Annotated in this window: 20 protein-coding genes and 1 pseudogene; 11 read left to right on the top strand and 10 right to left on the bottom strand. The window is 38.5% G+C overall.

Translation table 11 applies throughout. The features are described from left to right. The first annotated feature begins 29 nt into the window (after window positions 1-29). The gene (locus ACFIM6_RS00490) at window positions 30-653 is read left to right on the top strand and encodes a BA14K family protein (RefSeq protein ID WP_375611187.1); all 624 of its coding nucleotides are present in this window, start codon (window positions 30-32) and stop codon (window positions 651-653) included. 71 nt (window positions 654-724) lie between these two features. On the opposite strand, the gene ACFIM6_RS00485 is transcribed toward ACFIM6_RS00490, so the two are convergent. Continuing rightward, window positions 725-1,375 carry an MBL fold metallo-hydrolase gene (locus tag ACFIM6_RS00485; RefSeq protein WP_375611186.1) on the bottom strand — a complete coding sequence of 217 codons (651 nt, stop codon included), beginning with the start codon at window positions 1,373-1,375 and terminating at the stop codon, window positions 725-727. A gap of 144 nt (window positions 1,376-1,519) precedes the next feature. Here ACFIM6_RS00485 and ACFIM6_RS00480 point away from each other — a divergent pair. After that, window positions 1,520-2,223: pseudogene (locus tag ACFIM6_RS00480) on the top strand (response regulator). An 8-nt stretch (window positions 2,224-2,231) separates the two neighbouring features. Then, window positions 2,232-3,572: an ATP-binding protein gene (locus tag ACFIM6_RS00475; protein ID WP_375611185.1), complete on the top strand. Its 1,341-nt coding sequence runs from the start codon at window positions 2,232-2,234 to the stop codon at window positions 3,570-3,572. Between the two features lie 45 nt (window positions 3,573-3,617). On the opposite strand, the gene ACFIM6_RS00470 is transcribed toward ACFIM6_RS00475, so the two are convergent. After that, complete coding sequence (locus tag ACFIM6_RS00470) at window positions 3,618-4,118, bottom strand: YbjN domain-containing protein (RefSeq protein ID WP_273724125.1); 501 nt, start codon at window positions 4,116-4,118, stop codon at window positions 3,618-3,620. Between the two features lie 404 nt (window positions 4,119-4,522). Further along, on the bottom strand, window positions 4,523-4,768 hold the full coding sequence (locus ACFIM6_RS00465; protein WP_273791228.1) for an accessory factor UbiK family protein: 246 nt from the start codon (window positions 4,766-4,768) through the stop codon (window positions 4,523-4,525). A gap of 305 nt (window positions 4,769-5,073) precedes the next feature. Here ACFIM6_RS00465 and lgt point away from each other — a divergent pair, with 305 nt between their 5' ends. The 4 genes from lgt (at window position 5,074) to ACFIM6_RS00445 (ending at window position 9,306) form a co-directional block, all read left to right on the top strand. Then, window positions 5,074-5,952 (top strand): prolipoprotein diacylglyceryl transferase, encoded by an 879-nt coding sequence (gene lgt, locus ACFIM6_RS00460; RefSeq protein ID WP_375611184.1) that lies wholly within the window; start codon window positions 5,074-5,076, stop codon window positions 5,950-5,952. After that, window positions 5,927-7,006 carry a class I SAM-dependent methyltransferase gene (locus ACFIM6_RS00455; RefSeq protein WP_375611183.1) on the top strand — a complete coding sequence of 360 codons (1,080 nt, stop codon included), beginning with the start codon at window positions 5,927-5,929 and terminating at the stop codon, window positions 7,004-7,006. The genes lgt and ACFIM6_RS00455 overlap by 26 nt, the downstream gene beginning before the upstream one ends. A 102-nt stretch (window positions 7,007-7,108) precedes the next feature. Continuing rightward, complete coding sequence (gene pgeF / locus ACFIM6_RS00450) at window positions 7,109-7,900, top strand: peptidoglycan editing factor PgeF (protein ID WP_375611182.1); 792 nt, start codon at window positions 7,109-7,111, stop codon at window positions 7,898-7,900. 473 nt (window positions 7,901-8,373) lie between these two features. Then, window positions 8,374-9,306, top strand: coding sequence for a ribose-phosphate pyrophosphokinase (locus ACFIM6_RS00445; protein ID WP_375606345.1), 933 nt, complete (start codon window positions 8,374-8,376; stop codon window positions 9,304-9,306). Here the strand turns inward: ACFIM6_RS00445 and ACFIM6_RS00440 are convergent. After that, window positions 9,303-10,802 carry a helicase HerA domain-containing protein gene (locus tag ACFIM6_RS00440; RefSeq protein WP_375611181.1) on the bottom strand — a complete coding sequence of 500 codons (1,500 nt, stop codon included), beginning with the start codon at window positions 10,800-10,802 and terminating at the stop codon, window positions 9,303-9,305. The two genes, ACFIM6_RS00445 and ACFIM6_RS00440, sit on opposite strands and share 4 nt — an antisense overlap. A gap of 292 nt (window positions 10,803-11,094) precedes the next feature. On the opposite strand from ACFIM6_RS00440, the gene ACFIM6_RS00435 reads away from it, so the two are divergent. Further along, window positions 11,095-11,724 carry a 50S ribosomal protein L25/general stress protein Ctc gene (locus tag ACFIM6_RS00435; protein ID WP_375611180.1) on the top strand — a complete coding sequence of 210 codons (630 nt, stop codon included), beginning with the start codon at window positions 11,095-11,097 and terminating at the stop codon, window positions 11,722-11,724. A gap of 75 nt (window positions 11,725-11,799) precedes the next feature. Beyond that, on the top strand, window positions 11,800-12,381 hold the full coding sequence (gene pth / locus ACFIM6_RS00430) for an aminoacyl-tRNA hydrolase (protein WP_375611179.1): 582 nt from the start codon (window positions 11,800-11,802) through the stop codon (window positions 12,379-12,381). A gap of 221 nt (window positions 12,382-12,602) precedes the next feature. On the opposite strand, the gene ACFIM6_RS00425 is transcribed toward pth, so the two are convergent. Continuing rightward, a complete protein-coding gene (locus ACFIM6_RS00425) occupies window positions 12,603-13,346 on the bottom strand; it encodes a L,D-transpeptidase (protein WP_375611178.1) in 744 nt (247 codons plus the stop codon). Between the two features lie 265 nt (window positions 13,347-13,611). Between ACFIM6_RS00425 and ychF the strand changes: the two genes are divergently transcribed. Beyond that, window positions 13,612-14,715 (top strand): redox-regulated ATPase YchF, encoded by a 1,104-nt coding sequence (gene ychF, locus ACFIM6_RS00420; protein WP_375611177.1) that lies wholly within the window; start codon window positions 13,612-13,614, stop codon window positions 14,713-14,715. A gap of 159 nt (window positions 14,716-14,874) precedes the next feature. On the opposite strand, the gene ACFIM6_RS00415 is transcribed toward ychF, so the two are convergent. The 4 genes from ACFIM6_RS00415 to petA all read right to left on the bottom strand — a co-directional run bounded on the left by ACFIM6_RS00415 (window position 14,875) and on the right by petA (window position 18,125). Further along, window positions 14,875-15,315, bottom strand: coding sequence for a PRC-barrel domain-containing protein (locus ACFIM6_RS00415; protein WP_375611176.1), 441 nt, complete (start codon window positions 15,313-15,315; stop codon window positions 14,875-14,877). A 110-nt stretch (window positions 15,316-15,425) separates the two neighbouring features. Continuing rightward, window positions 15,426-16,322, bottom strand: coding sequence for a cytochrome c1 (locus ACFIM6_RS00410; RefSeq protein ID WP_375611175.1), 897 nt, complete (start codon window positions 16,320-16,322; stop codon window positions 15,426-15,428). Next, window positions 16,316-17,572: a cytochrome bc complex cytochrome b subunit gene (locus ACFIM6_RS00405; RefSeq protein ID WP_375611174.1), complete on the bottom strand. Its 1,257-nt coding sequence runs from the start codon at window positions 17,570-17,572 to the stop codon at window positions 16,316-16,318. Before ACFIM6_RS00405 ends, ACFIM6_RS00410 begins: the two co-directional genes overlap by 7 nt. Window positions 17,573-17,576: 4 nt before the next feature. Next, the gene (gene petA / locus ACFIM6_RS00400; protein ID WP_375611173.1) at window positions 17,577-18,125 is read right to left on the bottom strand and encodes a ubiquinol-cytochrome c reductase iron-sulfur subunit; all 549 of its coding nucleotides are present in this window, start codon (window positions 18,123-18,125) and stop codon (window positions 17,577-17,579) included. A gap of 726 nt (window positions 18,126-18,851) precedes the next feature. Here petA and ACFIM6_RS00395 point away from each other — a divergent pair. After that, window positions 18,852-19,328: a tRNA (cytidine(34)-2'-O)-methyltransferase gene (locus tag ACFIM6_RS00395; RefSeq protein WP_375606355.1), complete on the top strand. Its 477-nt coding sequence runs from the start codon at window positions 18,852-18,854 to the stop codon at window positions 19,326-19,328. A gap of 485 nt (window positions 19,329-19,813) precedes the next feature. Here ACFIM6_RS00395 and ACFIM6_RS00390 read toward each other — a convergent pair whose 3' ends face one another. After that, a complete protein-coding gene (locus ACFIM6_RS00390) occupies window positions 19,814-21,067 on the bottom strand; it encodes a CCA tRNA nucleotidyltransferase (RefSeq protein ID WP_375611172.1) in 1,254 nt (417 codons plus the stop codon). Window positions 21,068-21,073: the final 6 nt, after the last annotated feature.

The following is a 21,073-nucleotide window of genomic DNA, read 5'->3' as shown; positions in this document are numbered from 1 at the left end:
AAATACGAATTGACACAAGGAGCATCATTATGAAAAAAGTGATCAGGTTAGCGGTATTATCAGCAATGTCTACTGTAACCATTTTGATGCCATTAGATCCAACGCTTGCGGATATGGCATGGTATCATAACTATGATATGAGAAGGGAGGCTGGTTTACCGTCTCACAATTTTAGCTCCCATTTTTCTCATAGTGAACATCACTCTTTTGATAACCCCCACACGCGTCATTATGTTAGCCATAAATGGGGAGCACAACAACACCATCATGTTGAACACAAGACATATCATTATGTCGAGCGCAAAAAGACAAAACACAGTAGTATTAATATAAATAACTCAGGAGAAGCTTTAGCAATGGGCATTCTTGCTCTTGCAGCAGGTGCACTTCTCAGCAAAATTTTTAAAAAACCAGAACAGCCACAAGTTGTTTATCAAACCGCACCACAGCATCAAATTGTATATCAACAGGCTCCACAAGAACAGATAATTTATGAAGCTCCGCAAACGGTGGAATATGAGCCAGTACAACAATCATTAGAATCTGATTGGCTTAACTATTGCAAGAAAAAATACCGTTCCTTCAACCCTAAAACAGGAACTTTCCGAGACCGTAAAGGCGTCGAACACCTTTGTTATGCCCCAATAAATTAACTTCTGTTCTGCCCTACTAAAAAATTTTAAATGGCAAAAAAAAACGCTTCAAAGCGTTTTTTTTTGTTTGCTCATATACTAAAATCTTGAAGAAAAGGATTATTTTGGCGCTCATAGCCTATGCTACTTTTGGGACCATGCCCACAGATGAAACGAACATCGTTGCCTAAAGGTAAAACTTTTTCTCGAAGAGATTGCATCAATTTTTCATGGGAACAGAAGGGAAAGTCCGTACGTCCAATAGAGCCACGAAAAAGAACATCACCCAAGAGGGCTAAGCGCTCTTTTTTATTGAAATAAATAACATGACCAGGGGAATGTCCTGGGGTGTGAAAAACCTTAAACACATGTCCAGCAAAATGAACGCACTCACCATCTTCTAACCATCGATCAGGAATACAAATGCAAGCATCAGTGATGCCATAATTTTTTGCGCTTTCGCTCACGGCATCCATCACAGGCTTATCATCGCGATGTGAACCGATAATTTTTACATTAAGCGCTTCTTTCACTTGCATTGCTGCTCCTACATGATCAAAATGACCATGTGTTATCCAAATAGCCTCAACGATAACACCATTCTTTTCGATTACGTCTTGAATTCGTGGCCAATCACCACCAGGATCAACGAGAACCCCCGTTTTACATTCACTATCAAAAAGCAAAGTGCAATTTTGTTGAAATGTCGTAACTGGAATAATATGTATATTAAGACTACCCATAATATCCTTTTCAAAAATAACTTTTTTAAATTTATAAATAAAACTTTCTCTCCTTTAAGGTAAAGGTGCTGCTCGACAGCTTTATACAACTTATGTAAACTTGCATTTTGTGTAAACTAAATTTTTATCAAGGTTTTTTTAAGAATGAGCAATCACGTTCAAGTTTTGTGTGACGATGCCCCTCACCTTCTTGTGATTGATGACGATACACGTATTCGCAATCTTTTATTTCAGTTTCTCATTAAAAATGGATTTCGTGTTTCAGTTTCAGCTAATGCGAATGAAGCAAGACGACTGTTAGTAAGTTTAGATTTTGATCTTCTTATTGTTGATGTCATGATGCCTGGCGAAAACGGTATTGATCTCACTCATTCACTCCGCCAAACAAAAGATGTCCCTATCTTTATGTTAACAGCTTTATCAGAAATAGACAATCGTATCCGTGGATTAGAAGCAGGGGCAGATGATTATCTGGCTAAGCCGTTTGACCCTCGTGAACTTCTCCTTCGCATCAACGCCATTTTACGACGTGGTTTTCCCCCTCACCAACCTAAAATTGAGCAAATAGTTTTTGGTCCTTATATATTTTCAATTTCACGACGCGAACTCAAAAAAGGAGGAGAAATTATTAAATTAACAGATAAAGAACAAGAAATGATGATCATTTTTGCCGAAAATGCAGGCGATACAATTCCGCGCCATAAATTCGCGACCGATGACAGCAATGTAAGTGAACGTGCCATTGATGTGCAGATCAACCGCCTTCGTCGTAAAATCGAAAAAAACCCAGCACTGCCTTATGGCTCCAAACCGTGCGAGGAATAGGGTACAAACTCTCTATTGAATAGGCACAAGAATGATCAAACCTTTAAGATTTTTTCTTCGATGGTTAACGAAAAAAATGCCTAAACGGCTTTATGCTCGCTCTTTGATCATTATCATCGCTCCCATGGTGCTTCTGCAAACGGTCATTGCTTATGTCTTTATGGAACGCCATTGGCAAATGGTAACCGAGCGTCTTTCAACGGCTGTCGTGCATGATATTTCAGCCATTATTGATATTCTTGAAACATATCCCCAACAAGATAACTATGAAGATATCAAGCGTATTGCACAACAACGTATGGGATTAAATATTTCTATTCTATCTCCTACCTCCTTACCCCCTCCAGGACCTAAGCCATTTTTTGCAATTCTTGACTATTTTTTAAGTGAAGAAATCACCCGCCAAATTAACCGTCCCTTCTGGATCGATACCGTAGGAGATTCTGATCTTGTTGAAATCCGTATCCACCTTGGTCACAACATTTTACGCGTCTTTGCTCCACGCAGCCAAGCCTATGCTTCCAATACTGCTATTTTTTTAAGCTGGATGGTAGGAACAGCTCTTGTTTTATTGCTGATAGCAATTTACTTTTTACGCAATCAAATCAAACCGATTCAACAATTGGCTGAAGCAGCAGAAAGCTTTGGACGCGGTCGTCCTTTACCAAAAGGATTTCAACCACAAGGAGCTGATGAAGTCCGACGTGCAGGCATCGCTTTTTTACGCATGCGTGAACGTATTGAACGCCAAATTGAACAACGTACCATGATGCTCTCAGGAGTAAGTCATGATTTAAGAACCATTCTTACACGCTTTAAACTTCAGCTGGCATTAGTAAATACTGACTTTGATATTAAACCGCTTGAGCAAGATGTAAGTGACATGCAAAATATGTTAGAAGATTATCTTGCTTTTGCTCGTGGTGAAGGAAGTGAAAGTGTCAAGACTTTTGATTTAAATGCTCTTATGCAAAAATTCTCCACCGATGCTCGTCTTCACAAACGTCAATTTTCTTACACTATTGAAGGTCCTACAGAAATACAAGTACGTCCCCGTGCTTTTACACGCTTGGTCAGCAATCTTGTATCAAATGCATTTTGTTACGGCACGACCGTTAAACTAACCGCTAACTCTCAACAAGAATCTTTTATATTAATAATCGATGATAATGGACCTGGAATTCATAAAAATATGCGCACAGAAGTTTTTAAGCCATTCTTTCGACTTGATAAAGCGCGAAATCAAGATGCAAGTGGAACAGGACTTGGTCTTTCTATTGCTCAAGACATAGCACGCAGCCATGGTGGCAATATACAATTAGATGAGAGCCCACTCGGGGGAGTGCGCGCTATTCTTGATGTCCCCCTATGAGCAATATTTCCGCAAACCGTCTGTAAAAATAACAGACTGTATATTTTAGGCATTCCCTACAGTTTCAAACAAAGTGTACTGTAGTGCCTTGTAAGCACTTTCTCCCGATAAAGCAACCATCTGAAATGCAACATAATGGCTTTCACAGGCTTTAAGTGCATGTATCAACAATGTTTCAACCTGTATATGAGATGGATGCATCCCACCAGCCAAAAGAAGACCTTGTCGATAAATAACTGAATTATTCCTTTGCCAGTAATCAAAATGTCCCAACAACAACTTTTCATTAATTGCTAGCAATAAGCGCTGTATTTCAGCTGTTCGAGCATTTTTAATAGAGAGATCAAACGAACAAGCTAAATGAAGTGCTTCATGCTCTTCCATCCATGAAAAAGCAAGACGATAGTTTGCGCGTTTTCCTTCCACACAAACGCTAATTTCATCTTGTGCATCCCGCTCAAACGACCAATCATATTCACAGGCAATCTGTTCGATAAAGTCAACAGGGTGCTCTTTTCTTTCTGTGGCGCAAAATGCAAGCCTCATCACAATCCTCAATCATCTTAAAACATTGTCAACAGAATATAAACCGTCTCAACTGTAACAATATTTTGCTACAATCAGAACCTTTACACCAAACAAATACACATAAAAACATCGACAGTACACAAACACCCAGAACACAATCGCGCTGTTTAGGGCAACCTGATAGTCATAAAACGAATCATCAAGTCTTTTCAGTGTATTGATACAATTTCATAGCGCCAGCCCCCCTGATTCAAAAAAATGTACTTTACCCAAAAAAAAATCAAAAATAAACAAATGCTCCGCTCTAACAGACTCAAGATTAAGCATTTTTTAGTTTCACGCATCATATTGAAAAATTGGGGATATTTTTTTGAAGATTCTTTTTTTTTAAACTATTTTACTTTTTTGTGTCTGCGTTTTTTTTAATCATCTTTTTTTAAATCATCAAGGCGTCTTTTCAAATCAGCGTTATCAGCATGGATTTTCAGCACCATCTCCTTAAAAGTCTCAAACTCTTCGCGAGAAACAAGATCAAGTTTGTTTGCTATCTTTTCAGCCTGCACACGAAAAGCTGTTCCAGCTTCACGTCGTATGCCTTGCGCAACGTCAGCAGCATCCGTTGCTAATTTTGCTAATTCATCAAGAATACGATTTGATCCATTACGCATAACCTTTTTCCTTAAATTTTAATTATTGACGCACGCATTATAGCGTATTCTCATAACATTTAGATACTGTAATTTGTTCCTTTTACTCTATATTTTACATACTGTGCAGATTTTTCATAATGATTTTGTTTAAGATTTTTTAATATTCCTTTTATCACCATATTTTTTACCGCGATAAATCAGTGGAAATCTATTTCCCTTTCTGACTAGCCTCCCTACTGACTTGACCATTGTGTATTCATCTGTCATTTCTGACCATCAGAGTCACTTCATATTCATCTCGTATAATGTAAGATGCTTAACTCATGAACAATTTGTCTTGTCCAGCCATTGCTTTTCCGTCTTTTCTTGATCCTGTCATTATCCAGCTAGGTCCCATAGCACTTCATTGGTATGGACTTGGTTACGTACTGGGTATTCTTTTTGCTTGGTGGTATGCGCAAAAATTATTAAAAAAAACATCTCTATGGTATAGAGACCACCCTCCTATGGATAAAGAAAAGATCGGAGATTTTGTTGTCTGGTCTGCCATAAGTGTTGTTGTCGGAGGGCGTTTAGGACAAGTTCTTGTATGGGATCCCATTTACTATTTTAATCATCCAAGTGCTATTATTGCCGTATGGGATGGGGGAATGTCCTTTCATGGCGGACTTATTGGTATTATCATTGCTATGATCTGGTTTGCCCGTAAAAATCATATTAACATACGAGCCATGTTTGATATCATTGCTGCAGGTGCTCCTATTGGTATCGGCATTGTACGAATCTGCAACTTCATTAACCAAGAATTATGGGGTAATATTACTACACGTCCTTGGGCTGTTTGTTTTCCTCTTGATCCTTACTATTTACCGCGCCATCCAAGCCAGCTTTACGAAGCATTTATGGAAGGATTTCTTCTCTTCATCATCCTGTGTCTTCTTATTTTTGGGTTCAAAGCATTAAAACGTCCCGGTACTGTATCAGGAACATTTATTATAGGCTACGCAGTAACACGCAGCATTTCTGAAATTTACCGTGCGCCTCAAGAAGATCCAGAATGGTTTTCGACTCTTTTCCATTCTACTGGTTTTACCTATGGCATGGCTTTATCTCTTCCCATGCTTCTTGTAGGGTTTTATCTTCTTCTCCACGCCTTTAAATATAAACCGACAGAAAATGGCCAATCTCAAAGAAAAAATTAAAGAAATTATTGCCCTTAATGGACCAATCACTGTTAGCCAATATATGACGTTGGCAATCACCGATCCCCAATTTGGTTATTATCACACACAAACCCCTTTTGGACATGCTGGTGATTTCATTACAGCACCTGAAATAAGCCAATTATTTGGAGAGATGATTGGCATTTGGACTCTTGCAAGCTGGAAAGCTCAAGGTTGTCCTCATCCTTTTATCCTCGCTGAGATAGGTCCAGGACGAGGAACTTTGATGGATGATATTTTGCGAACCATCCAAAAGCTCTCTCAAACGGCATTTAATGCTGCTGAAATTTTTCTGATCGAAATAAGCAAAAAACTTGCAAAAGAACAAAAAAAGCGCCTTTGCTCTTATCAAAAACAAATCCATAGCATTGAAAATTTTGATCAAATTCCTCCAAAACCTCTCTTCCTCATTGCTAATGAATTTCTCGATACACTCCCTATCAACCAATATATTAAAGTCAATGGAGAATGGAAAGAGCGCCGCATTACAGTCAATCAAAATGGAGATTTCATCTTTATTGCTGCCCCGCATAGACTTCCCTCTTCTTGTCTACAAACCTATTGTTCTAAAGTCCCTGACGGAACAATTTTTGAACATGCCCCCTTACGACATCAGTTCATGAAACAAATCAGCCACCATTTAGTGCAAGTGACAGGTTCTGCTTTACTTATTGACTATGGTGCTTGTGAGCTTGCCTTTGGCGATACCTTGCAAGCACTCTCAAAACATAGATTTCGTGATGTTTTTGATGCCCCTGGTGAACATGATTTAACATCCCATGTTGATTTTTCTTTTTTAAAAAACATAGCTCTTAAACAGGGCTGTTTTGCTGAAATCTTCGAGCAAGGAGAATTTCTTTTTAAAATGGGGCTACTGGAGCGCGCAAACCAGCTTGGAGTTGGCAAAAGCACTCCTTTGCAAGACAAAATCCGCCAAGACATTGAACGGCTCTCTGGTCCAGATCAGATGGGAAAATTATTTAAAGTTTTATATTTCAGTGACAAAAATATCCCCATACCTCCTCAATTTTAATGATCGGCGCTTTTGTCAATAAGCACATCATTATCTGAAATATTCATTGACAAATATGAGCATCTCCACCCTCACTTCAAATAATCCCCATAAGGAACTTTTATGAAACCTACCCCTCATCCTATCTTCGCAAAAAAACTTTCTACTTTACACACCCATGGGATAAAACATGGATTTTTTACACGACAAAGTGGTGTTTCAAAAAATCTTTATCATAGCCTTAATGTCGAGAAAAGTTCAAATGATCAACCTGAACATATCGTACAGAATCGTCTTTTGATTGCCGACTATTTTTCTATTGAGGTACAAAATTTAGTCACGGTCAATCAAATACACTCCTGTAACGTTGTTGTAGCTCATCAAGCAATTATCGGTGAACCTCCTAAAGCTGATGCTCTTGTTACGACCACACCAGGACTCGTTATTGGGGTTCTTACAGCAGATTGTGGACCTATTCTGTTTGCTGATCCACAAGCCGGTGTCATCGCTGCAACTCATGCTGGCTGGCGAGGAAGCTTAAATGGAATTATCGAGAAAACAATTGCTGTTATGGAAAAGCACGGAGCTAAAAGACAATCAATAACAGCAGTTCTTGGACCTTGTATTGGTCCATGCCACTACGAAGTAACAAGTGAATTTTATAACCAATTTATGGAGAGCCATAGCAAATTTCAAAAATATTTTTTAAAAACAGAAAAAGTCAATCATTTTCGCTTTAATCTATGGGCATTTATTATAAATCAACTCAAAGAAGCAGGCGTTAATGCTTCTTGTGTAGAGCTTTGTACCTATCAAGATGAACAGCATTTTTTTTCTTATCGCCGTGCAATACACCGCAATGAACCCGATTACGGACGGCAAATTTCTGCTATTATGCTGAAAAACAAAAGATGAGCCCCTTCATGCTTGAGAACAATACCAAAACTGCAAAACTAAACTTTTTACCCAAATGTAAAAATAAATCCCATTGTACTTTGCTTTTTTCACGAAATTATCTACCAGCCCATAAAATATGATAGCCTTCGCTATGATCATTTTCAATGTTTGGTTATAATGATTGAAGGCAAGATGATACTTCTTTTTATTACTCCCCTTCATTCATCTTAAATATGAAACATTCCCCATATTGAAAGTATTTTTATAAAGTAATAACTAAAAAGCTTAATCAATATGTATTTCTTTGCCGCATGGAGAAAAAACTTTGCTCTAAAAGTAACAAACTTTTGGAAAAAGAGAAAACATACTGCATAGCTCTTTAATAATAATCAATAAAATTGTAAGGCTTTTGTAATTGTTCTCTTGCAATTTAATAAAAAGAAATTAAAAACCGTGTCGCATTCCCACCATGATGATTCAGAGGTTCTACTATGAAACTTTTCTGCGGAAATTCTAATCCACGCCTAGCTGAAGATGTTGCAAATTATTTGAACATCCCCTTAGGCAAAGCAACTGTAAAGCGCTTTGCTGATCAAGAAATTTTCGTAGAACTGCATGAAAATGTACGTGGACAAGATGTTTTTGTTTTGCAATCTACATCCTATCCCGCAAATGATCATTTGATGGAATTACTCATCATGATTGATGCCCTTCGTCGTTCTTCTGCGCGTCGTATTACAGCTGTTATCCCCTATTTTGGCTATGCCCGCCAAGATAGAAAACCAGGACCACGAACTCCTATTTCTGCAAAACTTGTTGCCAACCTCATTACTGAAGCAGGGGCTCATCGTGTTTTAACATTGGACCTTCATGCAGGACAAATTCAAGGTTTTTTTGATATCCCTACGGATAATCTCTATGCTGTTCCTGTCATTTCTCGCGATGTCAAAGTGCATTATTCTCTTGAAAATGTTATCGTTGTTTCACCTGATGTGGGTGGTGTGGTGCGCGCGCGCGCGCTTGCCAAGCGCTTGAACAGTTTGCTCGCTATTGTGGATAAACGTCGCGAAAGCCCGGGTGAATCAGAAGTTATGAATATCATTGGAGATGTATCGGGAAAAGATTGCCTTTTGCTTGATGATATTGTTGATTCAGGTGGAACTTTATGCAATGCAGCAAGTGCTCTGCTTAAACATGGTGCCAATAGTGTCACAGCTTATATCACGCACGGTGTTCTTTCTGGTAATGCAATCGAGCGAATTGCCAATTCAGAGATGAAAGAATTGGTTATTACAGATTCAATTATGCCAACACAAGCTATTGAGAAAACCCATAATATTCGTGTTTTGCCCATTGCCGACCTTATGGGAGAAGCAATAGCAAGGACAGCAGCAGAACAATCGGTTTCCAGCTTATTTGGTTAAAGTGGTTCCTTGGGGTCTCCCGGTGCTGTTTCAACACCAAGATCAGGAAATGCAACAATACGTTGACCACTAAAATGCGTATGAATAACAATAAGTCCACGCTCTTCAAAGTAGGTTAAAAGTCGGCGTGCACGGCTTAAAGAATGAGTTCCATAAAGACGTGCTAAAAATGCATCAGATGGACATGGCTTTCCCCCTAATGCGGCCTGTGCCACATTCAAGAAGACTCCTTGAACATCTTCTTCCAAACTTTCTGATATCTGCAAAATATGTTTCCAATGTTCACTGACAGCCGTTTGTTCATCAACAAAAGCCTGAGCAATAGCCAATTTACGCCGAAATTGTGAAAGATTAAAAGGAACCTTTGACATACCATGGATACGGCAACGAACTGAAAAATCTTGATAAAGCACCGCTGTTGAACGATAAAAAGCCTCAGAATCCTCAAGAATTTCCCGAATAATATGTTCTGCTTGGCCGTCACGCTCAACATCAGAAAGTTCAGGAAATAAACTTGGGTTTTCTTCTAACAACTCTTGTTTTTTATGCACGACCTCCTCTAACATCTCGTGCATTGATTTTTCCCTCATCGGCTCTCGTGTTTGTTTAAATGGCGTTAAAATTTCCTCTGGTGAAGCAGTAAAAACGAGCTCTTGCACATCATCCCGCTCTGTTGGAAGTGGCATTAATTTAGGACTAGAAGAGCGTGCCAAAGTTTCAACAGAACCGATAATGATTGGTAAGGGACGTCGTGATAAAGCAGGGCCTAAAGCTATAAAATTTCCCCGTTCAAGATCTCTAAACATTTCCGCTTGGCGACGCTCCATTCCCAAAAGATCAGCAGCGCGCACCATATCAATATCTAAAAAAGTCCGCCCTATTAAAAAGTTTGAAGCTTCCGCAGCAACATTTTTGGCAAGCTTAGCCAAACGTTGTGTCGCAATAACACCAGCAAGACCACGTTTACGTCCTCGACACATAAGATTGGTCATAGCGCTCAAAGAAATTTTACGCGCTTCATCAGAAACTTCTCCTGCCGCAGTTGGAGCAAACAATTGTGCTTCATCGACAACGACAAGCATAGGATACCAATAATCACGTTCCACATCAAACAGTGCCCCAAGAAAAGCCCCAACAGCACGCATCTGTTGTTCAGTATCCAAGCCTTCAAGATTAAATACCACTGAAACTCGATGTTGTCGAATGCGATGGGCAATACGAGTCAATTCTAATTCACTACGTTGAGCTTCTACAATAACATGACCAAATTTATCTGCCAAAGTTACAAAATCGCCTTCTGGATCAATTACACAATGCTGCACCCACTTAGCACTTTGCTCCAAAAGACGGCGTAAAAGATGTGATTTCCCTGAACCAGAATTACCTTGTACAAGAAGACGTGTCGCCAATAATTCTTCCAAATCAAGAAGTGCTGGCATCGATTTATGCAAAGCACGACTCTCTGACATCTCACCCAAGGCAATCTCAACCTTCATAACATCTCCAGTGTTTGATTTTGAACATATCAGCGCCAGCACATATTGGTTGATTCTCCATCCACACCGTAATTTGTAACATTTCCTCCTTTTTAACGGTAGAAATCATCGATTTTTCCCACAACTCTTGCATCTATGAATAGTTTGAACTATAGAACAAACTTCTGCGTAGACACCCTTGGAGGCAACGTAGAATGGAGTGATCGCTGTTGGTTAGCGCATATCTTCATATCCATGCAAAAACTATTACTGTTTTTGAAGGATCTCCAATCATGTAAAAAGGACTTAAATTATGAGCAAAAGCTACACTCTTAAGGCCGAAAAACGCGAGCGGGTTGGTAAGGGGTCCTCCCGTGAACTTCGCCGCAACGGTCTTATTCCTGCTGTCATTTATGGTGAAAAACAACCTCCTTTGGCAATAACAGTTCCCTATAAAGAAATTTTCTACAAAATTCACGCTGGTGGCTTTCGCACCACCATTGCAACGATTATTCTTGACAAGCAAAAAATTATGGTTTTGCCAAAAGATTATCAATTAGATCCCGTGCGTGACTTTCCCCTCCATGTAGACTTTTTGCGCATTTCAGCAAAATCCGTTGTAGAAGTGAATATTCCTGTCCACTTCCTCAATGAAGATACGGCACCTGGACTTAAAAAGGGTGGTGTCCTCAATATTGTTCGGCACGAAATTGAATGTACAGCTCCAGCAAGTGCTATTCCTGAAGCTATTGAAATTGATCTCTCCAGCTACTCTATTGGTGATTCTATTCACATTTCAGCAGTGCAACTGCCAAAAGATGTGACTCCCATCATCCAAGATCGAGACTTTACCATTGCAACCATTGCAGCTCCTGCTGGCATGGATGTCAGCGATGAAACTTCTGAACAAGAAAATGATGAAGAAGACACACAAACTTCATAAAACTCAAAAGGCGGGAATTTTTCCGCCTTAATTTATGAGACATTACCCTTACTCATACTTTGACTGAAGATACACATGTGGCTTATTGCTGGTCTTGGCAATCCTGGTTTACAATATCAAAATAACCGCCATAATATCGGTTTTATGGCTGTTGATGCCATTTATCAGTCCTTCTCTTTTTCTCCATGGTCAAAGAAGTTTCAAGCAGAAATCTCCAATGGTTTCATAAATAATGAGAAAATTTTTCTTATAAAACCACAAACTTTCATGAATCTTTCTGGTCAAGCTATCGGTGAAGCTTTACGATTTTATAAATTAGATTTAAAGAATTTGATCATCATTTATGATGAGCTAGACCTGTCACCGGGGAAAGTTCGTATAAAAATTGGTGGAGGAAATAATGGGCATAATGGCATTAAGTCTATTGATGCCCATTGTGGTACTGACTATTGTCGTATACGCATAGGAATTGGTCATCCTGGAAGCAAAGAACTTGTTCATCAGCATGTCCTAGGAAATTTTACCAAATCTGATCAAGAATGGTTATCCCCTCTCTTAGAGACAATCGCAAAAAATATCGCTCTCCTTATAAAAGATGATAAATCCCTCTTTATGAATGAAGTTTTACAAACGATAAAACACAATCAGAACCATTAGCTTGCGTGCCCCTGTCGCGTGAAGAATATGAATAAGAACTCTTAAAAAAATCCTCTTATAAACTTTCTCAAAGGCAAAATCTGTTGGCAACGTGAGAAGCTAGAAAATAGAACAGAATACAAGCTTGTATACACCTTTGAAAAAGAAAGGCTTATATTCTCTTTTGAGAGAAAGAAAAGATTGAACAGCAAACACAGCTCTCTCCAATCTTCTCCCCTAAATTAAAAAAAATCATTTGGCTGAATGGTCGACTGTAGCGGATCGTAACCATTTGATTGTTGACTATAAACTGTAGGAATACTCCTATTGTTTTGCAATACCACAACGCGCGAACCAATAGGAACACGATCATAAAGATCGATAATATCTTGATTAAGCAAACGGATACACCCACTTGAAATAGCACGCCCAATTGACCACGATTCGTGTGAGCCATGAATACGGAAAAGTGTATCTTTCCCATTTTTGAACAAATAAAGTGCCCGCGCACCTAATGGATTATCGGGCCCTGGTGGCATTCCTTTCCCAAGATGACCATAACGTTCTGGTTCTCGAGCCATCATAGCTGCAGTAGGAGCCCAATTTGGCCACCGACGCTTGCGCTGTATAACCCCCTCACCTTCAAATGCTAGGCCTTCTTTACCGACACCAATCCCATAACGCAAAGCTTTTCCATTTTCACCAATAAGGTAAAGAAAACACTCTTGCGTATCTATAACCAATGTTCCAGGCGCATAAGATGTATAATAAATCACCTCTTGTCGCCAATATTTTGGATCAATTGTCGCAAGATCAACAGCAGGTAACGAATAGGTCTCATTCGTTACAGGACCATACAAAGCCTGTATTTCTGGTGGAATGTATCGAACTTGTTGAAAAGGTACCGATGACATATCTGACTGACGTGTAGCACATCCAGCCAAAGCCAAAAGTGCTGCAATTAAAAAGGCACAACGAGATAACACTCTTCTATTTTCTCCGATTAATTATTTATGCAGATTTGCATACCATGAAAAACTTAGCACAATATTAACATTAATTCGAAGTTTTCTTATCCTTGTAACTAAGGAGAACAATAAGGTAAGAAGAACTAAGGTAAAAAAGTAGATACCTATTACTTTAGACTTTTTTCTCACTTATCGCAAGACCAGGACTATAACTCTTCTGAAAATATGCTATAAAAAGGAAGCTTTATCTTGACCATAAAATTAATAGAAAAGAAAGACTCTCATGGGCTTTAAATGCGGTATTGTCGGATTACCTAATGTCGGGAAATCAACTCTTTTTAATGCATTAACAAAAACAGCCACTGCACAGGCTGCCAATTATCCTTTTTGTACCATTGAACCCAATACCGGAGAAGTTGCTGTTCCAGATTTACGAATGGAAAAAATTGCATCAATCGCTGGTTCAAAAGAAATGATTCCTACACGCATTAACTTCGTCGATATTGCGGGGCTTGTGCGAGGAGCTTCAAAAGGCGAAGGTTTAGGAAACAAGTTTTTAGCCAATATTCGCGAAGTCGATGCTATTGTCCACGTTTTACGCTGTTTTCAAAATGAAGATATTACCCATGTAGAGGGACGTATTGATCCTGTTTGTGATGCGACAACGGTTGAAACCGAACTCATGCTTGCGGATCTTGAAAGTCTTGAGAGACGAATCATACAAATCCGTAAACGAGCAACCGGAAAAGACAAAGAAGCTCTCACAATTTTACCTATTATGGAAAAAGCATTAAACATACTGCAACAGGGAAACCCTGTCCGGTTATTACTCAAAGATATTTCTTCCGATGAACACCACATTCTTAAGAGTTTGAATCTTTTAACCTCCAAGCCTGTACTTTATGTTTGTAATGTAAGCGAAAATGACGCCGCTCGTGGAAATAGCTTTACCCAAACAGTTGAAAAAATGGCAACAGAGCAAAATGCGCAAAGCATTATCATTTCTGCTTCTATCGAAGCGGAAATTACACAACTGAGTGATGCTGAAGCATCAGAATATCTCAATGCGCTAGAACTCTTTGAACCGAGTCTCAATCGCCTCATTCGCGCTGGTTACCATTTACTTGATCTCATTACTTACTTCACCTGTGGGCCTAAGGAAACACGAGCATGGACAATTACGCGTGGTACAAAAGCTCCCCAAGCAGCTGGTGTTATTCATTCAGATTTTGAGCGCGGTTTCATTCGTGCCCAAACCATCAGCTATAATGACTATATTGCTCTGGGTGGAGAAAGCGGTGCAAAGGAAGCAGGAAAAGCCCGCGATGAAGGAAAGGAATACATTGTGCAAGATGGCGATATCATGTTATTTAAACATAATACTTAAATCTTCACTCTGTCTTAATAGTTTATCTTGAAAACTTTGATAATAGCTCCTTGGAATCTTGTCGCAAAAATTCTCAAGAGCTTTTAGAACAAAAAAACTGTTGCTAGCATATGATTGTGATAGCAACAGCTTGGTCCATTAAAGAATAGAAATATAAAATTAGCGTGTCCAACGCCCTTCGTATTTAAATGTTGGAGCGTTCTTTAAAGAATCTTTTGTCGCATTTGTAATAAGTTTCCATTTACCATAATCATTTGTCATCTGGATTGTTTCTGGAGAAACGACCACATAACTCTCGCCTATGCCAAGAAAACCACCAACAGCAATAACAAATCCTGCAATATTATTTTCACGTAAAATAATATCTTTTACTTCACCAATATTTTCATCTTCTATATTATATACATTGGCGCCTATAAGACTGGAAGCAACAAAATCCGTTGCTAAAGGTGTCACATAACGCACAGACTTATCTATCCCCACCTGTACAATACCCGTCGAAGAGATCATTTCAGGTTTTGAAGGCACTTCAAAAGACTGAGCATAAGTACTAGAAACCATCAAAATTGACATAAGAGTAGTACATGCAATTTTTTTCATTTTAACATCTCCATTTTTACTTTGCTTTTACTTTATAAAACCTCAATGCATCATAAAAAGATTTGTTCCTTATGCTCTTTATACTCTATACTCTTTTGAGCCTTATCGCTTTACCCTTTTCTCTTTATTTCGTCTTTTATTTCTTTCTCTAATTCTTCTTCTAAACCACACCAAATACGATTTTTTAAAATATAAACAAACCCTGCAAAAATGATTAAAAATAAAATAACACGAAAACCGGTTTTTTTACGAATTTCCATATGAGGATCGGCAGCCCACATCAAAAAAGCAGAAACATCGCGCGCATAATGTTCAATGATTTCTGGGGTTCCATCTTCATAAGCAACCATACCATCACTCAAAGGAGGAGCCATAGTTAAAGAATTACCGGCAATAAAATAAGGATTATACCAATAACCATTCGCAATTTTTATCTCCTTCGGTGCCTTCTGATATCCTGTTAAAAGAGCTGTAATATAATCTGGACCAGCTGTATCATAATGAGTCAATGCATCAGTAATTAAAGCAGGAAACGGCAAAGATACCCCACGTGCACGTGCTATCAATGTCAAATCTGGAGGATAAGCACTATTCAAAATAAATCTTGCTTCTTCTTCATGTGAAAAGGGAGAAGGAAAACAATCCGTTGCAACCCCAGCACGTTTAAAAAATTTTCCTTCTCGATTAGGACCATCGCGCACTTCATATTGCCCCGCCAAAGCTTTGATCTGTTCTTGATCATACCCAAGATCTTTTAAATTGCGAAAAGCCACATATTTTAGCCCATGGCAGCTGGAACAAACTTGTCTATAAACCTTTAATCCGCGCCTCAATTGCGCCTTATCATAAAGCCCAAATGGACCTGAAAAACTCCATTCTTGTTTTTTAGGAACCTGTAAAGGAAAAGAAATAAATCCTTCTTCCTGATCAGAGGCACCACCCGCTAAACTCTGAGCAGAAAAACTCATAGCAACAATAACAACCAGCCCGACAAAAACATTTACCATAGTCTCTTTTTTTTCTGTTTTAAATCTTGCATAATTGAAGAAGGAAGAGAACAATTTTTTTCAAACGCTGGCAAAATCGGCAAAATAACCAAAAAAAATATAAAATAATAAACCGTAGCCAATTGTGTCCATAAAAGAATTTTGTCACTTATTTCTCTTGACCCCAACCAACCAAGAAAAACGACATCAATAACCAACGCCCAAAAGAAAATTTTATAAACAGGTCGATATCTTGCTGAACATATTTTAGAGCGGTCTAACCATGGCACAAAAATTAAAATGCAAATCGAACTGACGAATAAAACAAAGCCAACAAAGTTTGAAGAGAAAATACCAATATCAAAAGTTATAGCACGAAGCATCGCATAAAAAGGCAAAAAATACCATTCTGGAACCACACGAAGAGGTGCCTTTAAAGGATCTGCCACACTATAATTTTCAGCCTGCCCCATATAATCGGGCATATAAAACAAAAACCAGGCAAAGAAGATGAGAAAAACAGTAATAGCAAAAATATCTTTGATAAGCGCATAAGGCGAAAATGGAACTGTTTCCTTATCTGATTGTATAGCAAGACCCGTTGGATTGCCTTGCCCAACACAATGAATTGCCCAAATATGCAGCCCCACAAAAAGAAGCAAAATAAATGATAAAACATAATGGAAAACATAAAAACGATTCAACGTTGGTTGTCCTACGACATAACCACCCAGAAGTGTCTCATGCAACCATGTCCCCACCAAAGGTATCGTTTTTAAAAGCCCTGCAATCACTGAAGCCGCTGAAATAGACATCATCCCCCAAACAAGCACATAACCAAAAAATGCTATTGCCATCATGATGATATAAATAAAAATACCTGTAACCCATACCATTTCTCGCATATTTTTATAAGAACCATAATAAAGTCCACGTGCTAAATGGATATAAACAGCAATAAAAAAAAACGAAGAGCCTACACAATGCCATGGACGAAAAAGCCAACCAAACTGCCCTTCACGCCGAAATCGTTCACTGGTTTCAAAAGCCAAATGAATATCCGGAACATAATGCATAGCCAAGACAATACCAGTCAAAAGCTGTGATAAAAGCATAATGGTCAAAATACCGCCAAATGTATAAAAGTAATTAAGATTACGCGGAACAGGAAAAATCACAAATGCATTATAAAAAAAACGAGGAAGAGGAAAACGCTTATCAAACCAACGGGCAAGTGCATTTTTAGGACAATAAGGAGAAAACCTTGTCATAACCTTATCCTATTTTGAGCAAAGTATCAGAAAGAAATTGGTAAGGAGGAATAGCCAAATTATAGTTAGCTGGACCCGACCGCACTCTTCCAGCTGTATCATAAACAGACCCATGACATGGACACAACCACCCTCCAAATTTCCCAGATTGCCCAAGTGTTATACAGCCTAAATGCGTACAAAGATTAATGACGATAAGCCAATTTTCACGTCCTTTACCTGCTGAACGTGCAAAATCCGTCGCTTCTTTTTCACCTTCAAGATTAGGATTGCGCGCTTGACGATCTTTTAGAAGTCTCAATTCAGTAGCGCGCGCATCAGCAATTTCTTTTGCCGTACGATTTCGAATAACAACAGGCTGTCCTCGCCACTTTACCGTTACTGACATCCCCTCTTCAATACCAGAAAGATCAACCTCAACAGAGGAAGATGCCAAAACAGCTTCATCTGGACGCAACTGACGGATAAAAGGCCACACAACCGCTCCCATTCCAACTGCTCCTGCAACAGCTGTTACCAAAAACAGAAAATCCCGCCTCGTTTGCTCACCCATGGCCTTAACTTAAAGAGACACTTTGCTAAAACATTCTTTTACCATACCCTCTCCCATTGTACAATGCTTGATCACTCCGTTACCTCAACCATAAAAACATCCCCGTAAAACACTCCTGCCATTTGTATGGTTTATACAAAAAACTGTTTTATAATGATAATTCATCGTTTTACAGAGTAAATGAAATCCCTAAACACCGTAAGGTTTTTTCATTTCAAACCTATTCATATTAATCAATCAAAATTACTCCCCCGCCCGTGAAAATCAGAGATAGCATGTAAATAAACACTTCTAAAGAAAGAAACATAGTCTTGTTATGACCATATCTCAGTAAACAAGTTGAGCTTATCGGTTATTTCTTTAACACATTTACAGCATCTCTCCCTCCCTCAATTCCAACTGGTTGCATGAGTATTTTTTTCGCTTCTGTTTTTGCATAAAAAGCATATTTTGTTGATTTTAATTAAAATTGATGATCTAACCTCATTAAATATCCCACTTTTCAACATAATGAGCCAAGTTATTTCATGGATTGCTCAATAAAAGGAAGTCCCGAATAGGGAGCTTCTCTCTTATCCCAAACAGATCTGTATACATAACTTTTTCCCTGAAATTTAAAGGGTATAAAAATTAACCGTAAAAAACATGTATTTCTCAAAGCATATTTTTCGAATAAATTGTGGTATTTCTTTACAAAGTCGAAAGAAAAATCATATTACAGAGAACATGACACTTCATATAGCTCTTTTCCAACCTGATATTGCTGGTAATACTGGAACGATTTTACGTCTTAGCGCTTGCTTTGGTTTACATGTGCACATTATTGAACCTGCAGGCTTTAATCTGTCGGATCGTAATCTCAAACGCGCAGGATTGGATTATCTCGAATATGCGTCCTTAGAACGACACATTGATTGGCAACATTTTATAAGCTCCATGAAACACTTTAACCGCCGCCTGTTGCTTTTAAGTACAAAAGCAAAAACATGCTATACGCAGATATGCTATCAAAGAAATGATGTTTTACTTTTTGGTCGGGAATCAGCTGGAGTTCCCGATTATGTTCATGAAACGGCCGATTACACACTGAAAATTCCCATGCAACCACAGGCACGCTCTCTCAATCTCGCCATGAGCGTGGCTATAACAACAGGAGAAGCATTGCGCCAAATTGGTTATTATGAAAGAAAATGTATTTTATAAAAATATAAATTATCACGAAAAACAATAATACAACATATAAAGAACAGTTAGAGCGTATAATGCCTATCATTTTCAAACAATTAAGTGCTTGTAAAATAAACATTTCTTAGTACCCATCACATCCATTTCATATCACCTCATATCACCACCTATGAATGATTAAATACTCCTCATAGTAAAAATCCAGTGAACATCCCCCTCTTTATGGTCATACAAGGTGCAAACCGCTACCACTATTCTCTTTATTCGTTCTCATTTTCGAGAATCCTTATCTTTGAGATGATTCATAAGAGACATTTTTCCTCTCTGTAATCATTTTTCCTCACTTGTGACGTGTAAGGCAATAACTTTGATTGATGTAATATGAACAGGTTTGAAATAACCTTACAATATTGTGGACTCTTCTTTCACATGAATAATGATTATTATAAATTAATATGTTGACTTAAAAAATATAAAAAACAATGGGTTTATAAACAGAAATATTATAAATCAATTTTTTCTAATAGTGCATGACGATCCATTAAAAATCCGCTTTCAATCCATATCATTTCTAGCTCTTTAAGCTTTTTTCCTAAAAGTATACCTTTCGTAAAACCTTTTTTTATTAAATCGTTACCATTAATAGGAAAAGTTGGAATTTGCCATTTTTTGGCAAATTGATAAAGCTTGACATAACCCTCTGCTTTTTGCAAAGCATCACTTTTTTCCAGATGATCAAGATGTGATGCAGCGACAGACAACGATAATTGATCTAAAACTGGCTGTCGTCCATGAAAATAAATCAGTTTTTGCACAAAATGATCAGAACAGTTTTGGTTTATTATTTCTAACTCTGCCCATTCTTTTAATCGCGTTGTTTCCTTAAGAGAAAAACGCAAGCGCTGTGCCATTTCATGAAGACGCATGGGATCAGGAGGAAGAAGGCTTTCTAGCCGTAACAATGGATCAACTTTCCAACCAAAAGCCTGTTCTGTCTTCACCAATGCGTGAATTGCATCAATACCCCATCGTTCTGTTTCAGGAAAAATGAGTGCCAAAATTCTGCTTTGTCGCATCCATAAAAGAGCACGCGTTGGATCAAACGCCGCAAGAAGCTTTTTCATTTCTGCCCAAATACGTTCAGAAGAAAGTTTTTTTAAACCGTGTTTTAAACGAACACATGCCTTCAATCCTTGCACATCAGGTCGCCCTGCTCCATACCACGCAAAAAAGCGAAAAAACCGTAAAATACGCAAATAATCTTCGCCAATACGATCTTCTGCAACCCCAATAAAACGAACTGTTCGGCTAGCAATATCACTCAAACCTCCCACATCATCATAAAGGTTGCCAGCAGCATCACAATAAAGCGCATTTATCGTAAAATCTCGCCGTTCAGCATCTTTTTTCCAATCACGACCAAATGCCACTTTTGCATGACGACCATCTGTTTCAATATCGCAGCGAAGCGTTGTAACCTCATAAGAACATGAATGAGCAACTACTGTTATTGTACCAAAAGCAATCCCTGTAGGAATAGCTTTAAATCCTGCTTCTTCTACACGTGCAATAACCTGTTGCGGCAAACAGGTTGTTGCAATATCAATATCACTAATAGGCTGCCCTAGCAGTTGATTGCGCACTGCTCCCCCTACAATACGCGCCTCTTCCCCCTCCACAGACAAAACACGAAGAAGTGTTTGGATATCACTTTGTTGTAACCACGCAACCTGTTTGAAGTTCTGTCTTATATTCACCCTTTA

It is taken from the genome of Bartonella sp. AA9NXGY (assembly GCF_042196845.1).
Taxonomy (GTDB): domain Bacteria; phylum Pseudomonadota; class Alphaproteobacteria; order Rhizobiales; family Rhizobiaceae; genus Bartonella.
Note: the sequence above shows the minus strand (reverse complement) of the source record. Positions and strands in the feature narration are given on the sequence as shown.

Bases quoted from the DNA above. Each gene is read 5' to 3' on its own strand.
- ACFIM6_RS00490 (WP_375611187.1), top strand. From the start codon at position 30: ATGAAAAAAGTGATCAGGTTAGCGGTATTATCAGCAATGTCTACTGTA.
- ACFIM6_RS00405 (WP_375611174.1), bottom strand. From the start codon at position 17,572: ATGACAAGGTTTTCTCCTTATTGTCCTAAAAATGCACTTGCCCGTTGG.
- ACFIM6_RS00410 (WP_375611175.1), bottom strand. From the start codon at position 16,322: ATGGTAAATGTTTTTGTCGGGCTGGTTGTTATTGTTGCTATGAGTTTT.
- ACFIM6_RS00455 (WP_375611183.1), top strand. From the start codon at position 5,927: ATGGCCAATCTCAAAGAAAAAATTAAAGAAATTATTGCCCTTAATGGA.
- ACFIM6_RS00395 (WP_375606355.1), top strand. From the start codon at position 18,852: ATGACACTTCATATAGCTCTTTTCCAACCTGATATTGCTGGTAATACT.
- ACFIM6_RS00440 (WP_375611181.1), bottom strand. From the start codon at position 10,802: ATGAAGGTTGAGATTGCCTTGGGTGAGATGTCAGAGAGTCGTGCTTTG.
- ACFIM6_RS00435 (WP_375611180.1), top strand. From the start codon at position 11,095: ATGAGCAAAAGCTACACTCTTAAGGCCGAAAAACGCGAGCGGGTTGGT.
- pgeF (WP_375611182.1), top strand. From the start codon at position 7,109: ATGAAACCTACCCCTCATCCTATCTTCGCAAAAAAACTTTCTACTTTA.
- ACFIM6_RS00475 (WP_375611185.1), top strand. From the start codon at position 2,232: ATGATCAAACCTTTAAGATTTTTTCTTCGATGGTTAACGAAAAAAATG.
- lgt (WP_375611184.1), top strand. From the start codon at position 5,074: ATGAACAATTTGTCTTGTCCAGCCATTGCTTTTCCGTCTTTTCTTGAT.
- ACFIM6_RS00415 (WP_375611176.1), bottom strand. From the start codon at position 15,315: ATGAAAAAAATTGCATGTACTACTCTTATGTCAATTTTGATGGTTTCT.
- ACFIM6_RS00485 (WP_375611186.1), bottom strand. From the start codon at position 1,375: ATGGGTAGTCTTAATATACATATTATTCCAGTTACGACATTTCAACAA.
- ACFIM6_RS00465 (WP_273791228.1), bottom strand. From the start codon at position 4,768: ATGCGTAATGGATCAAATCGTATTCTTGATGAATTAGCAAAATTAGCA.
- pth (WP_375611179.1), top strand. From the start codon at position 11,800: ATGTGGCTTATTGCTGGTCTTGGCAATCCTGGTTTACAATATCAAAAT.
- ACFIM6_RS00445 (WP_375606345.1), top strand. From the start codon at position 8,374: ATGAAACTTTTCTGCGGAAATTCTAATCCACGCCTAGCTGAAGATGTT.
- petA (WP_375611173.1), bottom strand. From the start codon at position 18,125: ATGGGTGAGCAAACGAGGCGGGATTTTCTGTTTTTGGTAACAGCTGTT.
- ACFIM6_RS00470 (WP_273724125.1), bottom strand. From the start codon at position 4,118: ATGAGGCTTGCATTTTGCGCCACAGAAAGAAAAGAGCACCCTGTTGAC.
- ychF (WP_375611177.1), top strand. From the start codon at position 13,612: ATGGGCTTTAAATGCGGTATTGTCGGATTACCTAATGTCGGGAAATCA.